The organism is Eubacterium sp. AF15-50 (genome assembly GCF_934835595.1).
GTDB classification, from domain to species: Bacteria; Bacillota; Clostridia; order Lachnospirales; family Lachnospiraceae; genus Eubacterium_G; species Eubacterium_G segne.
The window spans coordinates 1-21,989 of sequence record NZ_CAKVZL010000007.1 but is presented as its reverse complement, the minus strand read 5'-3'; the positions used below and the strand labels follow the sequence as shown (position 1 = coordinate 21,989).

Here is a 21,989-nt window from a genome sequence, read left to right as displayed (position 1 = left end):
CTACACTTCTATATAGTACACACATATATTTTCATATTTTCCTTCATCCACCTTGAAGCCATTGGGAATGACTCCCAGCTGCTTGAAGCCAATTCGCTCATATAAATGTATTGCATGCATATTTGATTCCACTACTGCATTAAACTGGAGAATTTTAAACTGCTCCCTGTGTGCCTGTTGTATGCAGTCACGCACCATTTTTTCACCAATATGAAGTCCTCTGCTTTCTGATGAAACTGCAAAACTTGCATTAGCAATATGTCCACACCTCCCAACATTATTAGGATGCAAAATATACATTCCCAGTATTTTTCCTGTGTCTTTGTTTACTGCTACTCCACAATAGCTCTGTCTCTCAAAGAATATCTTACCCTTTTCTTCTGTCAGTAAATCTTCCTGTGGGAAAGCATTTCCCTCCTTAACAACTTCATTCCAAATATTAACCATTTCAGGAATATCCCTTACTTCGTATCTTCTTAATTCAATATTATTAATCATTGTTCTTTCTCCTGTAACGGTACTTTTATACCTTAATACCGTATATTTTATGGTAACTCCATTGAAACTCTTTTGCAATACATCTTTATGACAATAACTCCAGAAGTTCCTCTTTACTCAATGAAGCCCCGGCATAAGATAGTCAAATTCGCTCCAGAGTTCACTTAATCTGTTTTCTCTCTTCTGCCGTTCCAACAACTATGGAATCATTAAGGGTCGGAGCAAACTTTTCAAATTCACTTTTCCAATTGTACACAAGACTACTAAACTCTTCACTTTTTTTCGTTTCAATATAAGTTTCATATACATTTCCACCACTTACATCTATATAAATCACTATACATTTATGCAGTTATTAACTACGTATGTGCATTTACTATTTCTATTTTTACATAAAATAACCCCGGTCACATACACCACCAATGACCGGGATTACGACTTTATTTACTAACGATTATTTAACTGTCATAGTCTTTTTGTACCCTGTAGATTTTTTCATAATCATTTTTTTATACTTCTTTAAAGATTTCTTAGGACACTTAATTGTAGCTTTCTTGTTAATTCCGCTAAATGCCTTCTTTCCAATCTTTTCAATATTTTTTCCAATTACTACTTTCTTTGTTTTGTTGCAATTCTTAAATGCCTTTTTTCCAATTGCAGTAACCTTGTATTTATCTTTACCAATTGTTACTGTTGCAGGAATTTTTACAGTCTTTTTATTTTTAGCTGCCTTAAGAGAAACAGTTTTCTTTGATGTTGATGTAACTACATAAGTACCACTTTTAGCCTTTACAATATCTCCCTTTTTAACTTTCTTAACAGAAGTTTTTGTATCGTTACTCTTTGTTCCTTTTTCCTTAACTGATACATCAAATGAAATATCTACAGATGTAGCCTCTTTACCCTCTCCTGATGCGAATTTAATACTTCCTGTAAACAGTGCATCTCTTGAACCTTTTTTACCCTTAGTGTCAGCAGTAAAATTAGCAGATGCCTTGACTTTGTTCATTTCAATTGCTTTTTCAATTGGGATGTACTTAATTATGTTTCCTCCCTCATCCTTCACTTCTTCCTTAGTTAAGGCATCTAAGTTTCTGGATATACTTTTAACCTGGAAAACCATTTCTTTCTTCACTGCATCTAAGTATCCCTTTGGATATGATTTAGCTACTTCATCAAATCCAGGTAATGCAAACAATCTATCTGCTGCACTATTTATTATAACTTCCGCATTGTTTCCTAATGCCAGACTAAGTCTCTTGATTAACTCTGTCGCATTTTTTTCTGTTACACTAATAGTTGATTTTGTACCTGACTTTGTTTCAAATTTACCAAGAGTATAGTCAGCTGTATTAAGAACCAATGCCAATAAATCTTTACCTGTACTCATTAACTGCTCACTGGATATGTTAAAGTTTGGATACATTTTTTCTCCATAATTCACATCTTTAATACATCCTATTTTATCAGCCACGTCTTCACCATCTTCCTCTGTATACACTGTATAAGATAATACTTCACGAATTCCAAGTTCTGACTTTAAGTATTTATTTAATTCGTTTATTCCATTAAGTGTAAGCTCTTCTATGGCAGGTATCTCCAGTGCATCATAAATATCATTAACAGTTCTTCCTGTATATTCCTTCACAAATGAAACTAATGTGCCTAAATTAATTTTAATTTTTCCATTGTTATAATTTAATGAAATTGCCTTTGCATTTTTTCCTTTTGCAAGCTGAAGATATAAATCTAAATTAAAATTCTGTGAATCAATAACTGATGATTTTACTGTTCCCTTTAAGTCTAAAACATCTGCTCCAATAGGTTCGCCATCTTCATTTAAACCTGATGTAATGCCTAATTTAAGCATCCGGTTGTAAAATGCTTCACCTTCTTTAGTTAAAACCAATTTTCCATCTTCATATGAACCATAATCACTGTTATAATCAAAAGCTAACTGTCTAAAAGTTCTATAAAGCTGTTCAGCTACTTCCTCTCCCTTTACATTTGCCTTAAAATTAGCCGTAACATCTGCATTTTTTGCATATAAAATGTCATTAACCTGCTTTGATACTGACTTTGTTTCTGCTGCATTTGCAGGTGTATGCATTGTTCCACCTAAACCTATTATCATTGTAAGTGATAATATAATTGCAACTATTTTTTCTTTCATAATGTTCACTCTCCTTCCAATAATTGTGGTGTTAATAAAATAATAACATAGGCAAACCTTCCCCCACATCACACAAAAGTGTTATATGAAGTAATTTCCTACATTTTTTATTCTTATGATTTTACATAAAAAAATATGCCGGTAAAATCATTTCTACCAACATATTTTAATGAAATCATCCAAAGTATAAATTGCCATTCTACATACCAAAATAAGCAACTTCATTTATTAAATATTTTATATAACAGCCCCTTCTCCGGCTGAAAAACCACTATGCCATTAGGTGTAAACATCCTATATATGTAGACTATGCCAAATAAAATCAGCACAGTCCATATAATACCCGACAAAGCTTTTGGCTTTAGTCTTTTTCTATTTAGTATAATAATTAAAATCACCACCGGCATAAAAAATAACGGGTGATAATAAAATGCCATTGAAAAATCTAATTTTAGTGCTGCTAACCATGCCCTGGTCATTCCGCAACCTAAGCATGAAACACCTGTGAAATATTTAATAATACAGGGAACGCCCTTTAAGTATACTCCCACATAGCCAATAATTATTATAAAAACAATTGCTATTATAATCCTTTGTTTCTTTAATTTATTGTCCTTTTTCAAGATTTGCCTTTCTTTATAATTTATCTTTTTGCTTAAAATACTATAAATATTTTCTTATGTCAATGGCAAAACTCTCTTCTATATTAACTAAGCGTTTTGCAATATCTTTAGTCTTCTCATCAGCGGCTTTGTACTGATTAAGATATTCATTCAAAGATTTAACGCCCATATTACATCCGTCAGTTATTAAGTCAGCGATGGTTTCATCTGACTCATCCATAACTAATTTAACATTTGTTTTTATCCACGACATTCCTTTTGCATAGGATTCGGATTTTTTCCTTCGTCATGGGTTTCTGATTGTAAACAATCTTTATGTAAAGCCATCATTTTTATGATTCGTGATTTTTTTCACGAAAAATCATTCTAAATATAAGCCTTACAAAAGGACCACAATAAAACATCTGATAACATATTGCCATTGGGAAATTCATTGCCCATGTCTGTATCCATGTCCCAAAGCTTTTTGTTTCCTTAAACAGTATGGTAGCAACCAAACTCATTATTGGACACATTATACAACAAATGCAAATTGAAATTGCATATGTTATAATCTGTGGTCTGTCGCTTGTTTTCATCACAGTAAAGGCTAATATTTTAGCTATTTTCCCCACTACGAAAAATTCTAACACAAAAGCCACAGGCACCATAATTGGCAATTCATGGGTTGCACTAATAAATGTTTGCCCTGTTACACTGCATGTATTAAGTGCTACATTATACACAACCATTCCATAAACCATCATTGTAGCCATAATAATTGTAAATATTACATCCTGAAATTTGTTTTTTGGCATAAAAAATCCTCCTATCGATAACTTATAACTAATGTGTTGTTCGTTATCATCCCGGAGGATTGTGCGTTTCCAATAATAACCATAATAAAATTGCTAGGGAAGTATAACATATTTTTCTATTTAATGTAATACCTAAATTTAATATTTATCAACATTCCTACGTCGTAATTTTCACCATTTATCTCTGATTGTAACAGTTATTTTTCACTCTATCTGCTATATTATTATTTAATATTCAGTGCATTCTTTATAATTTCGGGAATGCCTATATTTTTGCACAAGCATATCTTATTGATTACTCCGTAATCAATAAGTTCGCGTCATTCATAGAATGCCTGCGAGCCCTATAAACAAAGGGAAACCACGGTTTCGTGTAAACACGACCGTGGTTTTCTTTATTTATAGTGAGCTTGCGCTCTATTCATTGATAACGTTAATTATTCAATAATTGTAGCAACCTTACCTAATCCTACTGTTCTACCACCTTCACGGTCCAACCGGAAAGAAATAGTAACATTTTTGTTTCTATTTTATATTCTTTAATTCACTTATTTTATTAAGTATTCTGTATTAATCTTTTTTCTTTGACGAAAGTGTATCAAATGTGTATCAGTGTGATTCGTTTGATTGTTCACCTGAGAATATTATAGAATGTGGTGTAGGATTTGTAAATGGAAATGTAAAAAAATTAAAGAAAATTAATTGTCGCCCTTTATTACTACTTTTAATCAGCCTATTTCTTTTTACCGAATATCTTATACCAAAAACTTGATTTGATTTTTGTATTTTCTTGTTCAACATTTTTTAATTTTGTATCAAGATTTAGGATATCCCCCTTATACAAATTAATATCTTTATTAAGCAGTCTTATCTGTTCTTTAAGTTCTTTATTTTCGTCGATAACTAGCTCATACAATTTCTTAACATGATGCAGTTCTGTTATCATTTGTTCCTTTTCTTTCTTTTCTTCTTCATACAACTTAGTTCTAAAATATTTTCTGGAAATAGGATCTACCAATAGTTCACCATAGATATATCCCGCATTGTCACCTTCTAATTTATTTTTTATATCAATAATCTGTTTTTCTTCATCTTCAGCATCACTAAAGTTTTCTCTAATCCGCCACTTATTGACAGTAAATTCAAAACATGCAAGTCCCTTCTGTTTCATTTGATTTATCTTTTTATTATCTACTGGATGAGTATCATTAATTTCAATCGCTAGCTGCCCTTCCCATTTTTGTACATAAATGGATGGTTCTGCGTGTTTAAAATGTACAAGTAAATCTACAATACGCCTACTTCCATCATCCATAATGACAGTTTCCTCTTGCAGTATTTCGTCAGGATATATTGTCAATGCTTCACCTTTCCATCTAATTTCAAGATGCTTGATTCTAGAAATACATTCTTTAAAAAATTCATGTCTATAGGACTCTTCACTTCCCTCTCCTCTATGTTCAAAATCCGCATTATAATATCGAAAGTAACTATTCTCAACTATCCCATGCTTTCCTGTTTGAAAAATCAACCTTACCTTGTTTTCGGATTTCTTACTTATACTAAATATTTTATCTTTATATTTTTCCCAAAGTACTGGACGATTTTGTTTCATATCTAAAGCATCCCAGATAGTAATTCTTTTATATTTTCCGTCTATTAGCAGATCTGCTCTTGTTTTCAAAAATAGTCATCTCCTTTTGTAAACTCTTCTTCACAATCATTACTATAATACATTTCTCTTCAATGAAAATCTCTTGTCAATATGTTCTATATTCATCTAACATCTTTTTTAATACCATTGCATTTTCATATTCCTCTTTAAAAGCATTCTCCCGATAATTATCAGGTAGTTCCATATATAGTAAATATACATCTTTCAAATACTCCTTCCCATTTGCCCATTTTGAAACCGCATACTTCGTAAAATTTTCTTTCTCTTTCGATGATGAAAACAACAATATGCATTCTTCAAATTTTTCTCGTGCATATTTTTCTCCGTCGTTTGTAAACATTTAAGCAAATTTTCTCTTAAGTTCATCGTATCACAATTCTTATAACCGAAATGTAAATCCGAAATAACTACCCAATGCACTAATCTCCACTTTCTTTCCTACATAGTTACCTCAAAACCACATTCTTCAAATTTAGCTCTAAGTCTTCTTTCAAAACCAACTACATCCTTCCTATTAATAATGACACATAAATTTTTCCTTGCTCTAGAACATCCTACATAAAACAATCTATACGCACTTAATGGACCATATACTAGATTTTCCCTAAGGCATTCCCTTGCTTTAGTCACACCTTTTTTACTAAAATATGTTGTAAAATTAGGTTGTAATAAGACATTAAAATATCCATTATCAGAATACTTATCTTCAAATTGTTTTAACTTTGCGTATATATCGTTCATATAAATATTATATTCATTGCTTTTCATATCTGTACATTTCATTCCAACCACTTCACTTATTTCTTGTATTAAATTTTTATACTCATAATAAAACTTTTCAAATTCGGACAAATTAACTTCTATTGAACTCCATAGTTCAAAAAACTTAGTCATATTTACAACTGGATTACGGCTACTATTTGCTGCCAGAAATATAACCGTATCATGACTCTCTCCTTTTACCCCATGCTGTGTAGATATATGAGGTTCTTCAAGATATTTCACTAAATTATGAAATTCTTCCATTGATACTCCTATTACATCAGAATAGTCTTCTTCTCCAATAATTTCATCTAAGTATTCATCGTCAACAAAATCCATTTCTTTGATATCTATTAGAAATTCGGCAATACTCTTTTCTCCATCTTCATATTGCATCATTACATTTTCCAATAATTCTTTTACTTTCTTTTTATCACCATGTTGTTTTACTGTGTATTTTGAGACGTTTAAAATCTTTTTATTATTCTTAATGAGTCTTATGACATTTCCATATAGACCGCATCTATAAGCCACATCTATTCGCTCACATAAGAACAGCAAAGAAAAAAGATTATCCGGATTTTCCTCATCATAATTTGATAATATATCTACTGCTCCATATTTTCTACCAAAACCATACTTCTCCATACTTTGAACTGCTTCATATAGCTTTCCTGCACCAATACTGTAAAACCGTTCCCTATTAAGCAAATACAAGACTAATGCTTTTGGATATTCTTGCTTTATCTTCATACATATTTCTTCTGGCGAAGACGAAATAATAACCTTTGGTAAAAAACTCATATTCTCATCTTTGTTCTTTCCATAAGGAATTTGCTCATATGATTCGTCATTATAAATATAATTTAAGATGGATACTATATATGGTGTTGTTCTATAATTTGTTTGCAAATTCATCTCCCGATTTAAACTCAAAAATTCTTGTTCAAAACTTCCATCATATGTCTTATATATCTGTTGCATTTTGTCGCCAAGCAAATATAGTTTTCCCTTTCCGCCTTTCATAGCTTCGTAGAAAATATGCAAAACATCTGCTGATGTATCTTGATATTCGTCAATAAAAACAAGTTGATATTTATCTCTTATTTTTCTTTTTACGATAGGAAATTTTTCAACAACTGCTCTGGTAAATGTTATTAAATCATCATGAGATAAAGCCCCTCTATATAATGAATTATAGGGAGCCTCAGTATAAGAGATTTCTTGAATATTTCTATACACAGTCTCAGCATCAAGTTTCCCATATTTTTCTATATATCTCTGATTACCTTCTTGTATATTTTCTTTTCTCTCTATATTTTCAATTCTTTCTTGAATTTCATTTTTATAAATTTCCCAATAAAGTTCAATAACCTCCTTATGAGAAAAGAAACTACTTACAAAATAATTAATAAATGAATGTATTGTGCCAAAAAAAACATTCTTGCTATCTATATCCTTCCCCAATTCTTCTGCTGCTCGGTTGGTATATGTCACACATAAAATATTATCATTTGGATTTTCTCGTAAATGTCTTTCCACCATTCTTCTTATTGTTGTGGTCTTTCCGCTACCAGCCGGAGCATTTACTAAAAAAATATTATTCTTTATTCCATCAGCCATTTCAATCCCTCACTTATATAATTAGGTTCCATTTTTTCAACGAAACCATTTAATATTACTGAATACATAAAATCTGTTTTATTTCCCGATGTTGAATTCAATATATTTCGTAATGAAAATTCTGAATCTTTTTCGACATTCAAATTATTAGGAACAGAATATTTTAATTTTGATTCCTTTTTCTTTTTTTCCCATTCACTTCGTCTCAATTTCATTGAAACATCAAAATCAAAGAACTTTCCCAACATGGCTTCTTCAAGGGTTCTGGAATATCCATCAACAGCAGCTTGATATGCAACATATATTAATCCATCATCTAGAATATTCTGCTTTTCCTCATACCATTTATATAGTTTTTCAACATTTGGATCGTCCGAATTAAACTCTTGATAAAAATTCTTTATTGTGGAATTAGTAATATCTGATTTTTTGATTTCATCTGGATTTATTAACTTTTTATTATAGTCTAAATCGGTTATAATAAGCGTTTTTATATTCAACAAATTAATTAACTTACGATAATTGTATGCATACGCACCTCCCACCTGAATATAGGCAATGTATTGTTGACTTAATTTTTTATACTTTGGCAGTGTCATTAATTTTTTTATTAATAATCTTTCCGTGTCTCCTTCATACAGAATTGCCTTATCTGCAAATACAATTTCCGAATATCCAATTTCAAAGAACCAGTCAAAAAAGTTTGCAAGTTCTTTATCTTCTGCATCGTCTGACTGTTTTAATATTTCAACCAAAAGCGCTGGATTGTATAAATTACTTGTAAACGTTCCAATTTTTCGTATTACTCTCAAATGGGATATTCCAGCTACTCTTACCATTTCATTAGAATGAGTTGTTATAACTCCTTGCAATATCTTTTTTTGATAATACTCTAATAGGTATTTTATAAATACTTGTTGCATTTGAGGATGCATGTGAGATTCTGGTTCTTCAATAAAAAATATGTTTACTTTCAGAGGATCCATACTTTTTTCGTATTCTTGTAATTGGAGATGCATATAAATCATATTACTATATCCCAATCCCTGAGAAGCTTCCCCTAAAAAATAACCATCAACATTATAAGTTGTTTTCGTAATACGTTGTAATAAATCACTTATATCCTCCTCTGAAACATTCATATCAAGCATCAGTTCTCCTGTCTGTCCCCCATTTGTTTGTTCCAATGCTGTAATAGTATCTTGTAAAGAGTTTAACGAAGTTTCCCTCACTCGTTCCTGTATTTCTTTCTCCTGTATTGGCTGGAGTAATTCATCTGGCAAATTTCCTATCAAATCATTCCATTTATCATCCATTTTGACCATCTTAATCATTTGTTTACTTAGCATATGTGAGTGATCAGAGTCTTCATCATCTAATGGTCTGCTAGCCATAATAGATTTAATATTAAATAAATTCTTTAATTCCTTTGCGTCATCCATTTTGCACTTATTGGCATATGAGCTATCGCAAAAATAACAAGTAGGCTTAATAGAGTTTATATATAGCTTCACCAATAATTCTTTCAAGTAACGTTTTTTTAAATCAATATTTGGATCTGTCAATTCCTTAAAACGCTTTTTTATTTTTTCAAAATTTTCCGCAATATTCTTTCCGAATATGTTCCTGCTTATTTCATAACAATAAATAAAATAGAACGAATGCTCATTTTCATCTAAATCCATGATATAATCTGCAAACAGCTTAATGTCATCTGTATTTATATCATAGTCCACCTGAATATATATTTCCGTGGTTTCCAATACTAACTTTTCCTCTTCTTCAGATTCAGGTAATATTTTATCAAGTAAATCTGTTTCTACCTCTTCTACATTTTTCTCATCACAAAAAAATTTTTCAAACAAAGGATATACTTTATCAAGCCATTCTTTTATATTTTTTGCAGAAATATCTGTCTCTTTATATATTGCTTTTTCGCTCGAAAGTACATTCTTTATCAATGTAATTAATGATGTTTTTCCACTATTATTGGCTCCTGCCACAATAGTCACATCATTATCAAATTTAAGTTCCGCACGCTCAAATTGCCTATAATTTTTTATAATCATTTTTTCTAACTTCATTTGTATACCTCCAATATTTCTACGCACTCGAGAAATTATTTAGTTTATTACCTATGCTCTAATATAATAAAAAAGCAATAGACAGCACCCAAATCTACGAGAGACTATTCCTCATTAGATTCAGATACTGTCTATTACTTCTAAATAATATTTGTATTAATTAACCACTACCTAACAAACAGCATCATCACACTACTCCCCCGTAAATTTTTCTTTCATCAATTAACTTCATTTTACAATATTTAGCTAAAAGTGTCTACATATGTGATAAAATTTTTCAACTTATTTTTGATAAGTTCAGATTACATTTTCTTTTTACAAAATGTAAAAATATATATCCCTTTGCTTTAACTGGCTAGATTATTTGAAATTCTTTCATCATCACTTTTCCTGCATTACTGATTTCATAATCCAGAATCTCCATAACTTCCTCCGTCCAAAGACTTGATTTTCATCTAATACTTCAAACAACTTCACAATATTATTTTTCATAATTCGTGTTGTTGCAGAATTTTCTAATACGGAATTAATTTACCAAATAACACTTTTTGCTGAGTATTTGACACTTTTATAGTATCGTTTAACACTTTTTCTATTCCAACAGGCACTTTTTTGTCATTTAAAACAACACTCTTATTTTTCACCGTCATGTAAAACATAAAATCCTTCTGCCAAAATTCTGATACTAGCAATCCTTCTTTTTCCAATTTCCGATACATACGATCAACACCTTCTCTAAACTCCTTGATATACTTATATGCCTTACAAAACTCTGCAATTTTCGTATTTCTTGAAAAATAAGTGGTGAGGACATTTGCTTTTCTGAAACTTACAGAAACTTAAATTCTTTTCAATATTTTATATTTCCCCTTATTTTAAGCCCTTTTCACGTTTCCATTTCACGATTTAAGTATTTTTTGCAACTTAGCGAAACTTAATGAAACTTAAATTACGCCCAATGAGGTATATATTTCATATATCTCGGTGCCGTATTAGGATCTAATGGTTTAATCAGACCTTTTTCAATAGTATCCTTAATAACTCTTGATATTTTCACTTTATCTTTATCAGAAAGTCCAAAAATTTCCCTTATATCTGCATTACTAATTGCTGAAAAATTGACATATGCTAAGCATGCCTGCATATAGCATGTCCTAATTCTATCTTCTTTTGTAGTAATATTAAACGGAACCTTTGCAAATAGGACAACTTTTGTAAATTGATTATTTTGATTTTCTATTCTCGGTGCCAGCATCTCGTTATGACTTGTAGCCGCAACGATTTTGTCAAATCCACTTCCACGTTCTTCGCAAATACCACATTTATGCATAAACCCTGCCATATTCTCATTTCTCGATACCGGAACAGTATCAACAATACGCTCAATAGACACCAATGGCGAACCTGCATTAGAGAATTCAATTCTGTCACTAAAAATCTCAACCATAGGATTGGTTCCCCTCTGTTCCAGTGACTGGTGTATCATCGTATTTGCCAACAATTCACGAATCGCAATTTCTGGGAAACTCAGAACAGACTTTCTTGTAGATTCAACTATCACTTCTTCCTGTGGGATAATAGTCATAATATACTGTATAATATCTTCATATGCTATTGCATATCCACTAACAAATTCCTTTTCCCGCACCGCTTCTAAGCGAGTATTATTTTTATACCAAATCACACGAACACTTCTTCTTGACAGATTTTCAAATTTCTTCAAATCCTTTCCAATCATCAGTGCTCCCAAATTTGTAATATCCCAGTTTCCGGCATCATTCTTTTTGATAAATTTTTCATTCTGCAAATCTTCCAACACCTTATCTCTGCTTCGTGGTATAGGAAGTTCTAATTTATCATAGTATTCAGAATAATTTAACAGCATAACAGTTTCATCTTCTGTTTTGTTGCTTGATGCAATGCGCAATTCATAAAGCGTGTTATCAAACATCCGCCATAATTCTGCTTCCTTTTCCTGATACTCCATTAAAGGTTTTAAGTTTGTACCAACGCGAATATAAGCATTTGATTGGTATTTTGTCGGTTCGTTTTCAGCACACGGAATTTCTGCCAATATTACCTTAAAGTTATCATCCATTGAAACTTCGTAGAATTTAAAATTAATCCTTGGGTTCATTATTCTGGATAGCCAAGCTTCTAATTCTTCATTTCCTTTTTTCATATTTCTATAATCAAAGTCTGTTCCAACAATTTCATGTGTATCATTATCAATTCCCCATACTAAATAGCCCTTTGGTTTTTCCCATAACGTTGCAGAATTACTCAACCCGGAAATATATTTAGCAATCCTTTCCGGATCTTTATTATTACATTTGAACTCAACCCATTCTGTTTCACTGTTCATTTTTGATAATTCTCTTACTAGACTCTGCAAATATTCCGTTGTTCTGGTTGACATTACGCTTCCTTTCTTAATATTTCAAAAAATATCATTAAAATGTTTTAAAATTATTTCTTTTAATCTTGTTTTAGTATATCCTAACTGCCAGATAAAAACAAATTGCTTTTTAATTTTTCCGCTAAAAATAATGTTCCTTAAAAATTCAAACCAAGTTTATTATTTCTTGCCTATTTTATGTGAAAATCTATCCAACGTATCTTTCCAACTGTCTAAATTCGCAATTAAAGTTTTACATTTTGCAAGTTTTTCCTTAAGCATTCCTTAATATATAATTTTTATTCTTTCAATATCTAACCGGAACCTTTGATTTTACAATTTTCAATTCATGAAACCTATAATCTAATGATTCAATAAATTGCCTAATTCCCTTTTCCCTTAATTCGTAGTTTACACATGGTCCCACTACTATTTGACTAGTTATCCAATTTTCTTCGGTGTTCCAACCAAATAATGGCATTTTAATATATGGAGTAATCACACCATTTACGCTTCTAAAATCATACATTTTAACTCTTGTGCCATCTACCCTTTCATAATAAATATCTTTCAGTATACTTTTTGGCACAATGGCAACAAATCTCATTTCTTTTTCTGTGGAAAAACATTCATTTTTAAAAAATACAGATGCATAGGATATTCCTTGTCTATATTCCTTTATTATCTTATTGTTTAACGCATCAGATTTCTTATATGTACACCAAACATCGTATAGGAGCTCGACTATGTTATGTATTTTTTCCTGTTTTTCATTTGTATTGTACACCACTAATCCTGTCTCAACAGCTACTTTTGTTTCTCTATCTATCCACTCATCATCCAATGCTGGAATAAAAAGATTGATATTATAACCATCATAACTACCATTTTTTGAATAATATTTCCACATACTGAGACTATCACTATTCACTGACGCTGATAAAATAAAATACCTACATGATTCATTAGCAAATTCATCATCAATATACATATAATCATTATCTTCATATTCATTAATTCTAAATCCTCTGATAAGATTATAGAAGTCTTTATCATATTCACTACAATGTTCTTTCCAAAACTTTTCTAATTCACTATTAATACCCAGACGTTCTTCATAATCATTTAAATATTCAGAATCTGTAAAAAATATTTCTCGATTCTTTAGAATGCCAATAACCCCTTCAGGTGATGTATAATGATATACATCTGTGGCATATGCCTCAGTTATTTTACTAGGATGAACAATTCTGTTTTCCAACGTATTCTTTCCAAGTCTTTTTTTATGTAACTCATCTATGTTTATTCTATATTTATCCATGTTCTCACCACCTTCTCCATAGTACTCTTTATCTTGCATATAACTTCATTTCATAATCAATAAAATCCCTCTGTCAAAATCACTTATTTTTCTAAATTCAATACACATATGTCGTCCTTACTAACTGTATTTTTGCAACAACTATCATAATTAAAAACTTTTATTCTGAATCAATTTCTATTGCTTCCCCAATTCTTATAAGCCTTTGGCTTCCGAAATTTTCCCAAATCTTCTCTTTCACGATAATCTCTAATCTTGTCCATATCAAATTCAGCATAGACAATGCCTTCGTAGTATTCTTCCGCTACGATCATTGTATTATCTAAAACTTCTCCGTTTTCTCCCCAGACCATAGGACTAAATGCACAAGATCGTCCCATCCCTTCTGCCGGTGGATTTGCCATTGCCACACCAACCATATTCTCCATTGCCCGCACAGATAATTCTTTCAGTCGTGGTTCCATTCCACCACAACAATTTGGATTGAATATAATCTCTGCTCCCTGCAGCATCAATTCTCTTGCACTTTCCGGATATTCCCGGTCATAGCAAATCATAACTCCGATTTTAACTCCATCAAACTCACATACTTTAAATTCCTGCCCATTTTCCAGATATCTTTCCCAATCAAAATTACAAGTATGGACTTTGGAATATTTCAAAATAATCTCTCCATTTCTATCAATGACAAATGCAGAATTTTGAGGATATTTTTCTCCTTTTGTAAAGGCTGTAATAACAACACCGACGTTTAATTATTTCGCCAATTCTCCGATTTTAAGTACATGTTCTTCATTTTCTGTCACAGCACGATTGCACCAGTCGATAAACTCCGGATTATCCTTGATTTCTTCTATCGGATATAATTCTTCACAGATATCCGGTATGCAATATGCCGACAAAAAACACTCTGGAAACAAGACTATATCCGCTCCGTTACTTTTTGCTTCTTTGATATATCCAACTGCCACATCCGTATTAAAAGCAATATTCGGTTCATTTGCATCATATTGAACGATTGCCACTTTCAATTTCATAAATAAACTCCTTGTCCTATTTTAATCCAATGTCTACCAACACATCATTTGTTTTTAACCTCTCCCCATTACACTTTAATTCCTCTAGCATAAATGGTATTTCCGCTCGATCAGTCAATTTGATTATCTGATAATTTTTCTGAAGTCTATCCTTACTTTCCATAATAGATTTTCGAATACTCGGCTTTTCAATCTGTTCTGCATTCTCTAAAATATTTTCCAAATTTCCAAACTGATTTAACAATTTCGCTGCTGTTTTCAATCCTACCTTATCTGCACCTTTAATATTATCCGCCTTGTCACCTGTTAACGATTTAAAATCTTCATAGACTTCCGGTGCAATTCCAAATTTATTTTGAATAAAATCTACATCACACAACATTGTTTTCTTTCCTCTGTAACGCAGAACATTCACTGACTCATTGATTAACTGAAAATAATCACTGTCCCAAGATGAAATCACACAGGAAAATTTTCTACTATATCTTATCACATAACTGGCAATCACATCATCCGTTTCATACCCAATGACCTCTGTGTGTTTGATTTTCATAAAGTCCAAAGCCTTATACACATATAGTAGTTGAGAGAAGGGATTTTCTTCCTCTGGAACATCTGTATAATCAATTCGATTTGCTTTGTACTCCTCCACAATATCTTTGCGGTCATTATGCTGCTCACTATCAAATAAAACTACAATGTGCGTTGGCTCTATCATACTGATAATCTTATTTAATGCACCTACAAACCCAAGGACACGTTGTATCGCAATACCATCTTTATTAACAATTCTTGCAGGCATCCCAAAGGACATCTGAAACAGTAGGTTATGCCCATCTATAATCAACAATTTATTTTTCATTTGTTTTTTCCTTTTTCATAAAACTTTGTCATCTAGGAAATTTGTTTTCTATAATTCTTTCATCATATGCCGTTCCTGATATTCCACATAGCCGTGTTTTGGATAGAATGTCCATGACTCCACCCAATCTTTTCCTCCTAGATGAACTTTTGCGATTTTCTTTTCCTGTTTGCGAAGATACTACTCTGCTGTTTCTAACAATGCACTTCCTATACCCTGCCTTTTCAAGTTATATTTTACAAACAACCTATGCAACCAAACCTCATCCGTATCTTTGATAGAATTGTATCCGATACTTCCAATCACTCTGTCATTATCATCAATTGCCAGCCAAAACATATCTCCGACCTCTAAGTAGTTTTTCCGAACATCCAACAAATCCTCATTCAATCCCGGAACTCGTCCTAATGCATTTTTCGCTTCTAATATCATAAAAATCATATCGTCACGATATTTTTCTTCATACTTAATTATTTTCATCATCTAATCCTTTTACCGTAAACCATTACTGAAAACCCATGAATAAAACAATTCTTTTTTAGGTTTTACATAGTCATACTCCATTTTTATTGCCTTATGTTCAATTATCTCTAACGCTTCTATGAAAACCTGCTCAACTGTTTTTCCTGCAATATCCAGTTCAAACTCATTCACCAAGCATTTTCTTGCATTAATTTTTTGACTCATTTTCTCTAACAATTCAAAATCTATAAGTCCATTTCCTCTATTTTTCATCTGTTCATAATTTTGTCTATAATCACTGCAAACAAGTTTTATCGTAATATAATTAAATCCTTTGAACACCTCTGGAATATCTCTTGTTCTTAAATCGTCAAAGTCTAGGGCAACAATATTTCTTATGCCAAGTTCCCAGAACTTCTTCACTTGAGTCACACTGGACTCCCAACAAACCCGCTCTTCAAACAAACCCTCATCAACACCTTCAGGCACTCCGAACTCTGGAATCATACTCATTTCAACATACGCTCCCTTGTAATGTTCATATAATTTCTTTGCTAGTGTCGTTTTTCCAATACCACTGGCTCCTATAATAAATATAAAATCTCTCATAGTAAAATCATTCTTTTTGTTCAAAAACTAAAACTAACTTTTGTAACATCTCTTCTGTCAGATTTTTTGTTGATGGAATATGGACAAAGACTACATGTCCATTCATCTTTTTCAACATATAAAAGTAGGCTTCATTACATAAATAATGCGTCGAATTGTGCGATACACTGTATGGGATTGCATTATTTTTCAAACATTCTTCTATTCCAGATAACTGCATTTGCGTATAAATTCGTTCTCCATCTTTCTCAGCACATTTTTCTATACGAACCGAATCCTTTAATGCTTTATCCAATCCAAACATATAAACCTGTTCATATTCTTCCACCAGATTTTCAATATCCCTTTTTAATCCCTCAAAGGAGTTTGTCAGAAAATATTTTTCTCCTTGAAGATTCTGAACTAATTTGTTAGAAGAATTATGAATACCTTTAAATCCTACATATAATGTTTTCAAATAACCTACTCCAATCTCAACTTTTTTGCAAAATTTATCTGCTCCTTGTTCTTTTCCAGATGTAAGTCTGATAGCATCTGCACCAATATTCTTCGCCCATTCTTCAACCGAATCCATCAGTTTTGTTGCAATTCCATTGTGTCTATATTCCTCTAACACTGCCAATCCCATAATGTTTACCATTGAATTTGCGTACAATAAATCATACTTTGTTGCATGAACATAACCAACCACTAAATGTTCTATTTCAGCCACAAAAATTTTTGGGTTACCATCACACAAAACTTTCTTTAATTAATATTGTGTCTTTTCTTCTGGATAGTCATATCCCATTGTATATTTATTGATTCTGCAAATAAATTCCGTATCTTTGTTCGTCGCCTCCCGAATGATATATTTCATTTCGCAATTTCCTTTTTCCTTATTTGTACCATAATTTTCATAAACTTCAAATCCTCTGAATTAGGATTGTCAATTCTAAAAGTACATCCACAAACTTTTTCAAACTCTTTTCCAAAAATCACTTTCCGTGTACCACCACTACACGAACCGCAATTTCCACATAAATCTACATGTTTCCAGGCAAGTTCCTTAATTTCTTCATCCTCAGAAATTTCTTTCAACCATTTTGAATCCATATCATCTGACCATACAGTCCAATGATTTTCCGGTTCTTCTGGATCTTTTATTAAAATAAAACAGATACCTTCATTCTTATATTTTATCAGATAATAAATTTCATCTTTCCAATAGCCATTGTCCTTAACAAATATAAATTTTTCTTTTTCCAAATAATCAACAAAGTCTAGGGCGATTTTTTGTTCATCTAAAGACAATTTTTCACAGATATAATCTTCAATCTTTATTTCATTCATTTATTATTTCTCCCATTATATGTTAAATTTTCCTTTTCAAATATCCACATGTAAACGGGAAAAATTCAAATCCTTCTGGCAAATCTTGCAATCTCTTCCACAGTTTCATCAATCGTCAAATCTGTATTATCTATGTAAAACTGAAATTTTCCCGCATTCTCTTTAAACCAATTATTATACTGAATCTGCCCTGTGATAAACTCATCACTTCCGCACATTCTCTCTGCCGGTCTGGCTTTTAACCGTCTCGTAATTTCATCATCAGAACAGGTCATCCCAATAAAGAACGTAGATGCTATTTCCGATGGAATATGAACCTTTCCATAGAAATCATAGGGATTCATACAAGTTACAAAAAGCAGATTTTTCTCGCCTGACATTCTTACTGCCTCGGCAATACAGTCATCACTGAACTTTGCTTCATTTTCCGTTCCTGCATAATCCCACCAATTAATGCCAACTTCATCGGTGTCAATACAGGCATAATTTTCTAATATTTTTTTCTTATTGAGTTCCTCTTTTATTGTAGATTTTCCAACACCACATGCAGAACTTAGCACTATTAATTTCTTCATGATTTTCCTTTCAATTTCGCATTTACTTCACTAAAATATCTAACGTATGATTACTTAACCCTATCACATCACTTCTTTCGCATATAGAAAAATGGTATTTTAAATAGATCTCATATACTTCATCGGACCATTCCTCAATCCGCTCTTTGATATAGTTCGAAAACATATCTGTTCCAATAAACTTAATTCTAGTTAATTCGCATTTTTCACTTAGTCTTTCAATATCTTCTACTCTAACTAATTCAAATAAATCAGCTGGTTTGGAAATACAAGCAAAATCGTCCGTCAACATATTATTTGACAAACTCTCCAGCATATTATTGCCATCGTCAGCAAATGCCCATTGGATTATCGTTGGTTCATTCATGCAGTAAGCCACGAAAATATATCCATCCTTCTTCAAAATCCTTTTTGCTTCTTTCAATACTTGTACTTTATCTTCTTCGTTGTATAAATGATACATTGGGTCCAAAATAAGTACCGCATCAAAGGAATTATTGTCATAGACTGATAAGTCCAAGGCATTTCCCTGTTTGATATCTATATGTTCATTATCCGTCAACTTAGATTTGAAAACTTCAATATTATGTTCTATTAATTCCATTGCCTGCACCTGATAGCCTTCACGTGACAATGCAATAGAATATCTTCCGGTTCCCGCTCCAACCTCAAGAACTTTTGCTCCCGGCTTTACATAATCATGTATGTATTTCATCGTAGTAATGAATTCAACCTTACCATGCTTTGATGCCAATCTTCCATCTTCATCATATAAATTATAATATTGCTCCAAAAAACTATTTTCCATCATTCGTCTCCTGCAATTTTCAAAGTGATATTTTTTGTTTTTCAACATCATTTATTGTTTAATCTATTTCTTCCGATATATCTTATACCCCTTGCAAAATAATTCGACTACATTTTCTTTTCTCACAGATACCTTCCCTGTACTTCTTGTAGCATCTATAATAATTATTTCTTTTTTCTTATCATCTACAAACTCTTTGAAAAACATAACATGACTTCCTACTTTAGCAAGCACATCTCCCTGCTGAATTTCATCAATGCTTTCAATTACATTTGCGTAATCAGGAATAATTCTTGTAGATATTTTTTTAGGTAACTCCCAACACACAGTCAACAAGCCAGAGCAATCTACTCCTACACAATCGTAGCTTACGTGTCTTGATTTATCTTCCGGAACATTTCCGGCATATTTTCCTTCGGAAATTCCTTTTTCAAACTCTTCTATGGTAGAAGCTAATCCCCATCCGTATGCCATCCCTACATTTTTTTGATTCGGCTTCCACCAACCACAATCAAGAACTTCACCTTGCCAGGTAGTATCCGGTGTATCCACTTCTACACCATTAGAATCTGTCCCATGCTTTATATTTTTTTCTTTTGCAGTCCATTCATAGTTAGCATATTCTAATGCTTTCTCAATAACTTTTTTACCCCATTCCATATAAATATCCTCCAGATAATAAAAATCTTTTACTTTTGTATTTCCTTTCTTGCAATCAAACCATTAGGAATATCAATAATATCAAATCCCTTATTTACATACATTGATACTGGACCGCCACAATCGTTTATAGAAAACTCTCCCCTTGACGGATACCCTTCAATATAATCGTATCCATTTTTCTTTGCATACTGACAGACACAATCCAGCAGTGCTTTTGCAATTCCTATCCTACGCATATCCGGCTCAACGGTAAAGCATACAATAGAAAGTATTTTATTCCTTTCATCAACACCATTCCAACTATATGGAGCCGTTTCCCTGCTTAATCGAAAATAATTATCTTTTGTGTCTGCATTACAAAATCCAACAATTTGATTATCATAGACGGCTACAAAGCCATTCAAGATACCATTTTCTATCAATTCTTTTGCATAATCTCTTTTACAATACGGTCTTTCATTCTCTGGCATTAGACTCCGCTCCTGCTCATGCTTATCCGTCCAATGATGCCAGACGCAATAACAGCCTTTTTGAATGTTTCCATCATAAAATGCTCTATGCTCAAAATAGTCAATGTAATCATCTGACATATCTTTTGTGAGTTTGCACACTTTGAAATTCATAAAAAATACCTCCTTGCTTGGATATTCATGTAACAAACTAATTCTTTCCATTCTCAAGAAATGATAGGTAATTCAAACCATTCCATATCCACTGCTTCAATTCTACCATACGCATTAATACATTCACACCCTAAATTTACCAATCTTGCATCTTCATTTCCCAGTTTTTCGCTTTAATAAAATTTTTCAAAAATTACCCATTTTTCCCCTTACTGTCCTTGGCAAGATACGCACTTTGTAAAGCAAAGTGCCTCTTGCTAGGGGAACAGCCCCTAATACCTGTTAGAGTCAGGCGAAAATAGCCAAATACAGACAGGTTAAAATAACCAAAATAATGATGGGCGAAATTAGCCATAAAAAGTCAACTAAAAAAAGCCACTACGATTTATTTTACATCCTTTATACTGATATCAGCCAATGTACCAGTAAATCAGAATGAATGAGGGAAATCGTAATGACTTACAAGAAATTTTAACACAAGCACTTAATGAAATGAAAGAAGAATCAGGTGAAAAATTTAATATTAATAAGGTTAATCTCGCTGAACTTGAAAGAAGGACAGGTATATCCAGAGGAAAACTTAGAAGATTAAAAGCTAACAAATTTGTGGTTAAGCCCCATGGATTGAGTGGCAGAACATCCAACAACAATGTAACAGAGGCATTTTCAGGTGTTCTCGATGACTTGTTATCTAAAGGTGTAACCAATGCATTTGCATGCTATGACAGAATCTGTGAAGTTGGATATGCAGGAAGTAAAAGCGCTGTCAAAAACTATGTTAAAAACCCTAAGTATCTGATACCGGCCAAGAGACAAATATTAAGGATATGGAATCAAGATATAAGGAAAGTACCATAGACAGATATACGTATGTATTTAATCTTCATATTCTTCCCTACTTTGGAAAAAGACCTATCAGCGGTATCACTCCAAAGGACATCAGAGCATGGCAGACGGAGCTTATTGATTGCTACGTAATCAATAAGCTCGCGTCATTCATAGAATGCCTGCGAGCCCTATAAACAAAGGAAAACCACGGTTTCGTGTAAACACGACCGTGGTTT

Annotated in this window: 23 protein-coding genes and 2 pseudogenes; 2 read left to right on the top strand and 23 right to left on the bottom strand. The window is 32.2% G+C overall.

Annotated elements, in window-relative coordinates; translation table 11 throughout:
* The 23 genes and pseudogenes from Q5O73_RS01760 to Q5O73_RS01650 all read right to left on the bottom strand — a co-directional run bounded on the left by Q5O73_RS01760 (position 1) and on the right by Q5O73_RS01650 (position 20,925).
* Entirely contained in the window at positions 1–498 is a 498-nt protein-coding gene (locus Q5O73_RS01760; protein ID WP_199641192.1) for a GNAT family N-acetyltransferase, read from the bottom strand.
* Positions 499–658: 160 nt separating this feature from the next.
* A complete protein-coding gene (locus Q5O73_RS01755; RefSeq protein ID WP_302668915.1) occupies positions 659–835 on the bottom strand; it encodes a hypothetical protein in 177 nt (58 codons plus the stop codon).
* A 117-nt stretch (positions 836–952) separates the two neighbouring features.
* Positions 953–2,671, bottom strand: a complete 1,719-nt coding sequence (locus Q5O73_RS01750) for a leucine-rich repeat protein (RefSeq protein WP_302668914.1) — start codon at positions 2,669–2,671, stop codon at positions 953–955.
* A gap of 221 nt (positions 2,672–2,892) precedes the next feature.
* A complete protein-coding gene (locus Q5O73_RS01745) occupies positions 2,893–3,294 on the bottom strand; it encodes a DUF2752 domain-containing protein (protein ID WP_021951837.1) in 402 nt (133 codons plus the stop codon).
* Between the two features lie 40 nt (positions 3,295–3,334).
* Positions 3,335–3,547, bottom strand: a complete 213-nt coding sequence (locus Q5O73_RS01740; RefSeq protein WP_347497910.1) for a hypothetical protein — start codon at positions 3,545–3,547, stop codon at positions 3,335–3,337.
* Positions 3,548–3,626: 79 nt separating this feature from the next.
* Positions 3,627–4,091, bottom strand: coding sequence for a DUF2798 domain-containing protein (locus Q5O73_RS01735; RefSeq protein WP_021951835.1), 465 nt, complete (start codon positions 4,089–4,091; stop codon positions 3,627–3,629).
* Between the two features lie 733 nt (positions 4,092–4,824).
* Complete coding sequence (locus tag Q5O73_RS01730; RefSeq protein WP_302668913.1) at positions 4,825–5,775, bottom strand: hypothetical protein; 951 nt, start codon at positions 5,773–5,775, stop codon at positions 4,825–4,827.
* Positions 5,776–5,851: 76 nt separating this feature from the next.
* A complete protein-coding gene (locus tag Q5O73_RS01725; protein ID WP_302668912.1) occupies positions 5,852–6,106 on the bottom strand; it encodes a hypothetical protein in 255 nt (84 codons plus the stop codon).
* Positions 6,107–6,204: 98 nt separating this feature from the next.
* A complete protein-coding gene (locus tag Q5O73_RS01720) occupies positions 6,205–8,151 on the bottom strand; it encodes a UvrD-helicase domain-containing protein (protein ID WP_302668911.1) in 1,947 nt (648 codons plus the stop codon).
* On the bottom strand, positions 8,136–10,235 hold the full coding sequence (locus tag Q5O73_RS01715; RefSeq protein WP_302668910.1) for an AAA family ATPase: 2,100 nt from the start codon (positions 10,233–10,235) through the stop codon (positions 8,136–8,138). The genes Q5O73_RS01720 and Q5O73_RS01715 overlap by 16 nt, the downstream gene beginning before the upstream one ends.
* Positions 10,236–10,750: 515 nt before the next feature.
* Positions 10,751–11,020 (bottom strand): annotated as a pseudogene (locus Q5O73_RS01710) (hypothetical protein); the annotation flags it as partial.
* 164 nt (positions 11,021–11,184) lie between these two features.
* Positions 11,185–12,654 carry an RNA-binding domain-containing protein gene (locus Q5O73_RS01705; protein ID WP_302668908.1) on the bottom strand — a complete coding sequence of 490 codons (1,470 nt, stop codon included), beginning with the start codon at positions 12,652–12,654 and terminating at the stop codon, positions 11,185–11,187.
* 286 nt (positions 12,655–12,940) lie between these two features.
* Entirely contained in the window at positions 12,941–13,993 is a 1,053-nt protein-coding gene (locus tag Q5O73_RS01700; protein ID WP_302668907.1) for a DUF2971 domain-containing protein, read from the bottom strand.
* Between the two features lie 131 nt (positions 13,994–14,124).
* A pseudogene (locus tag Q5O73_RS01695) lies at positions 14,125–14,991 on the bottom strand (carbon-nitrogen hydrolase family protein).
* 16 nt (positions 14,992–15,007) lie between these two features.
* Positions 15,008–15,853: a 5'-3' exonuclease H3TH domain-containing protein gene (locus Q5O73_RS01690; protein ID WP_302668906.1), complete on the bottom strand. Its 846-nt coding sequence runs from the start codon at positions 15,851–15,853 to the stop codon at positions 15,008–15,010.
* Between the two features lie 180 nt (positions 15,854–16,033).
* Entirely contained in the window at positions 16,034–16,333 is a 300-nt protein-coding gene (locus Q5O73_RS01685) for a GNAT family N-acetyltransferase (protein ID WP_302668905.1), read from the bottom strand.
* Positions 16,334–16,345: 12 nt separating this feature from the next.
* Positions 16,346–16,924 (bottom strand): hypothetical protein, encoded by a 579-nt coding sequence (locus tag Q5O73_RS01680; protein ID WP_302668904.1) that lies wholly within the window; start codon positions 16,922–16,924, stop codon positions 16,346–16,348.
* A gap of 7 nt (positions 16,925–16,931) precedes the next feature.
* Positions 16,932–17,663 (bottom strand): GNAT family N-acetyltransferase, encoded by a 732-nt coding sequence (locus tag Q5O73_RS01675; RefSeq protein ID WP_302668903.1) that lies wholly within the window; start codon positions 17,661–17,663, stop codon positions 16,932–16,934.
* A 116-nt stretch (positions 17,664–17,779) separates the two neighbouring features.
* On the bottom strand, positions 17,780–18,256 hold the full coding sequence (locus tag Q5O73_RS01670; RefSeq protein ID WP_302668902.1) for a hypothetical protein: 477 nt from the start codon (positions 18,254–18,256) through the stop codon (positions 17,780–17,782).
* 65 nt (positions 18,257–18,321) lie between these two features.
* Positions 18,322–18,831, bottom strand: a complete 510-nt coding sequence (locus Q5O73_RS01665; protein ID WP_302668901.1) for a hypothetical protein — start codon at positions 18,829–18,831, stop codon at positions 18,322–18,324.
* A 22-nt stretch (positions 18,832–18,853) separates the two neighbouring features.
* Positions 18,854–19,639 carry a bifunctional 2-polyprenyl-6-hydroxyphenol methylase/3-demethylubiquinol 3-O-methyltransferase UbiG gene (locus Q5O73_RS01660; protein ID WP_302668900.1) on the bottom strand — a complete coding sequence of 262 codons (786 nt, stop codon included), beginning with the start codon at positions 19,637–19,639 and terminating at the stop codon, positions 18,854–18,856.
* A 63-nt stretch (positions 19,640–19,702) separates the two neighbouring features.
* The gene (locus Q5O73_RS01655; protein ID WP_302668899.1) at positions 19,703–20,299 is read right to left on the bottom strand and encodes a hypothetical protein; all 597 of its coding nucleotides are present in this window, start codon (positions 20,297–20,299) and stop codon (positions 19,703–19,705) included.
* Positions 20,300–20,328: 29 nt separating this feature from the next.
* Positions 20,329–20,925, bottom strand: coding sequence for a GNAT family N-acetyltransferase (locus Q5O73_RS01650; RefSeq protein WP_302668898.1), 597 nt, complete (start codon positions 20,923–20,925; stop codon positions 20,329–20,331).
* A gap of 435 nt (positions 20,926–21,360) precedes the next feature.
* Here Q5O73_RS01650 and Q5O73_RS01645 point away from each other — a divergent pair, with 435 nt between their 5' ends.
* Positions 21,361–21,783, top strand: coding sequence for a hypothetical protein (locus Q5O73_RS01645; protein ID WP_302668897.1), 423 nt, complete (start codon positions 21,361–21,363; stop codon positions 21,781–21,783).
* Entirely contained in the window at positions 21,753–21,947 is a 195-nt protein-coding gene (locus Q5O73_RS10590) for an N-terminal phage integrase SAM-like domain-containing protein (RefSeq protein WP_368076727.1), read from the top strand. Before Q5O73_RS01645 ends, Q5O73_RS10590 begins: the two co-directional genes overlap by 31 nt.
* Positions 21,948–21,989: the final 42 nt, after the last annotated feature.

What these genes read in the sequence shown, in the direction of transcription:
- Q5O73_RS01760 (WP_199641192.1), bottom strand. Translation starts at nt 498, where the DNA reads ATGATTAATAATATTGAATTAAGAAGATACGAAGTAAGGGATATTCCT.
- Q5O73_RS01750 (WP_302668914.1), bottom strand. Translation starts at nt 2,671, where the DNA reads ATGAAAGAAAAAATAGTTGCAATTATATTATCACTTACAATGATAATA.
- Q5O73_RS01740 (WP_347497910.1), bottom strand. Translation starts at nt 3,547, where the DNA reads ATGTCGTGGATAAAAACAAATGTTAAATTAGTTATGGATGAGTCAGAT.
- Q5O73_RS01735 (WP_021951835.1), bottom strand. Translation starts at nt 4,091, where the DNA reads ATGCCAAAAAACAAATTTCAGGATGTAATATTTACAATTATTATGGCT.
- Q5O73_RS01725 (WP_302668912.1), bottom strand. Translation starts at nt 6,106, where the DNA reads ATGTTTACAAACGACGGAGAAAAATATGCACGAGAAAAATTTGAAGAA.
- Q5O73_RS01720 (WP_302668911.1), bottom strand. Translation starts at nt 8,151, where the DNA reads ATGGCTGATGGAATAAAGAATAATATTTTTTTAGTAAATGCTCCGGCT.
- Q5O73_RS01715 (WP_302668910.1), bottom strand. Translation starts at nt 10,235, where the DNA reads ATGAAGTTAGAAAAAATGATTATAAAAAATTATAGGCAATTTGAGCGT.
- Q5O73_RS01705 (WP_302668908.1), bottom strand. Translation starts at nt 12,654, where the DNA reads ATGTCAACCAGAACAACGGAATATTTGCAGAGTCTAGTAAGAGAATTA.
- Q5O73_RS01700 (WP_302668907.1), bottom strand. Translation starts at nt 13,993, where the DNA reads ATGCAAGATAAAGAGTACTATGGAGAAGGTGGTGAGAACATGGATAAA.
- Q5O73_RS01690 (WP_302668906.1), bottom strand. Translation starts at nt 15,853, where the DNA reads ATGAAAAATAAATTGTTGATTATAGATGGGCATAACCTACTGTTTCAG.
- Q5O73_RS01685 (WP_302668905.1), bottom strand. Translation starts at nt 16,333, where the DNA reads ATGAAAATAATTAAGTATGAAGAAAAATATCGTGACGATATGATTTTT.
- Q5O73_RS01680 (WP_302668904.1), bottom strand. Translation starts at nt 16,924, where the DNA reads ATGAGAGATTTTATATTTATTATAGGAGCCAGTGGTATTGGAAAAACG.
- Q5O73_RS01670 (WP_302668902.1), bottom strand. Translation starts at nt 18,256, where the DNA reads ATGAATGAAATAAAGATTGAAGATTATATCTGTGAAAAATTGTCTTTA.
- Q5O73_RS01665 (WP_302668901.1), bottom strand. Translation starts at nt 18,831, where the DNA reads ATGAAGAAATTAATAGTGCTAAGTTCTGCATGTGGTGTTGGAAAATCT.
- Q5O73_RS01660 (WP_302668900.1), bottom strand. Translation starts at nt 19,639, where the DNA reads ATGGAAAATAGTTTTTTGGAGCAATATTATAATTTATATGATGAAGAT.
- Q5O73_RS01655 (WP_302668899.1), bottom strand. Translation starts at nt 20,299, where the DNA reads ATGGAATGGGGTAAAAAAGTTATTGAGAAAGCATTAGAATATGCTAAC.
- Q5O73_RS01650 (WP_302668898.1), bottom strand. Translation starts at nt 20,925, where the DNA reads ATGAATTTCAAAGTGTGCAAACTCACAAAAGATATGTCAGATGATTAC.
- Q5O73_RS01645 (WP_302668897.1), top strand. Translation starts at nt 21,361, where the DNA reads ATGAATGAGGGAAATCGTAATGACTTACAAGAAATTTTAACACAAGCA.
- Q5O73_RS10590 (WP_368076727.1), top strand. Translation starts at nt 21,753, where the DNA reads ATGGAATCAAGATATAAGGAAAGTACCATAGACAGATATACGTATGTA.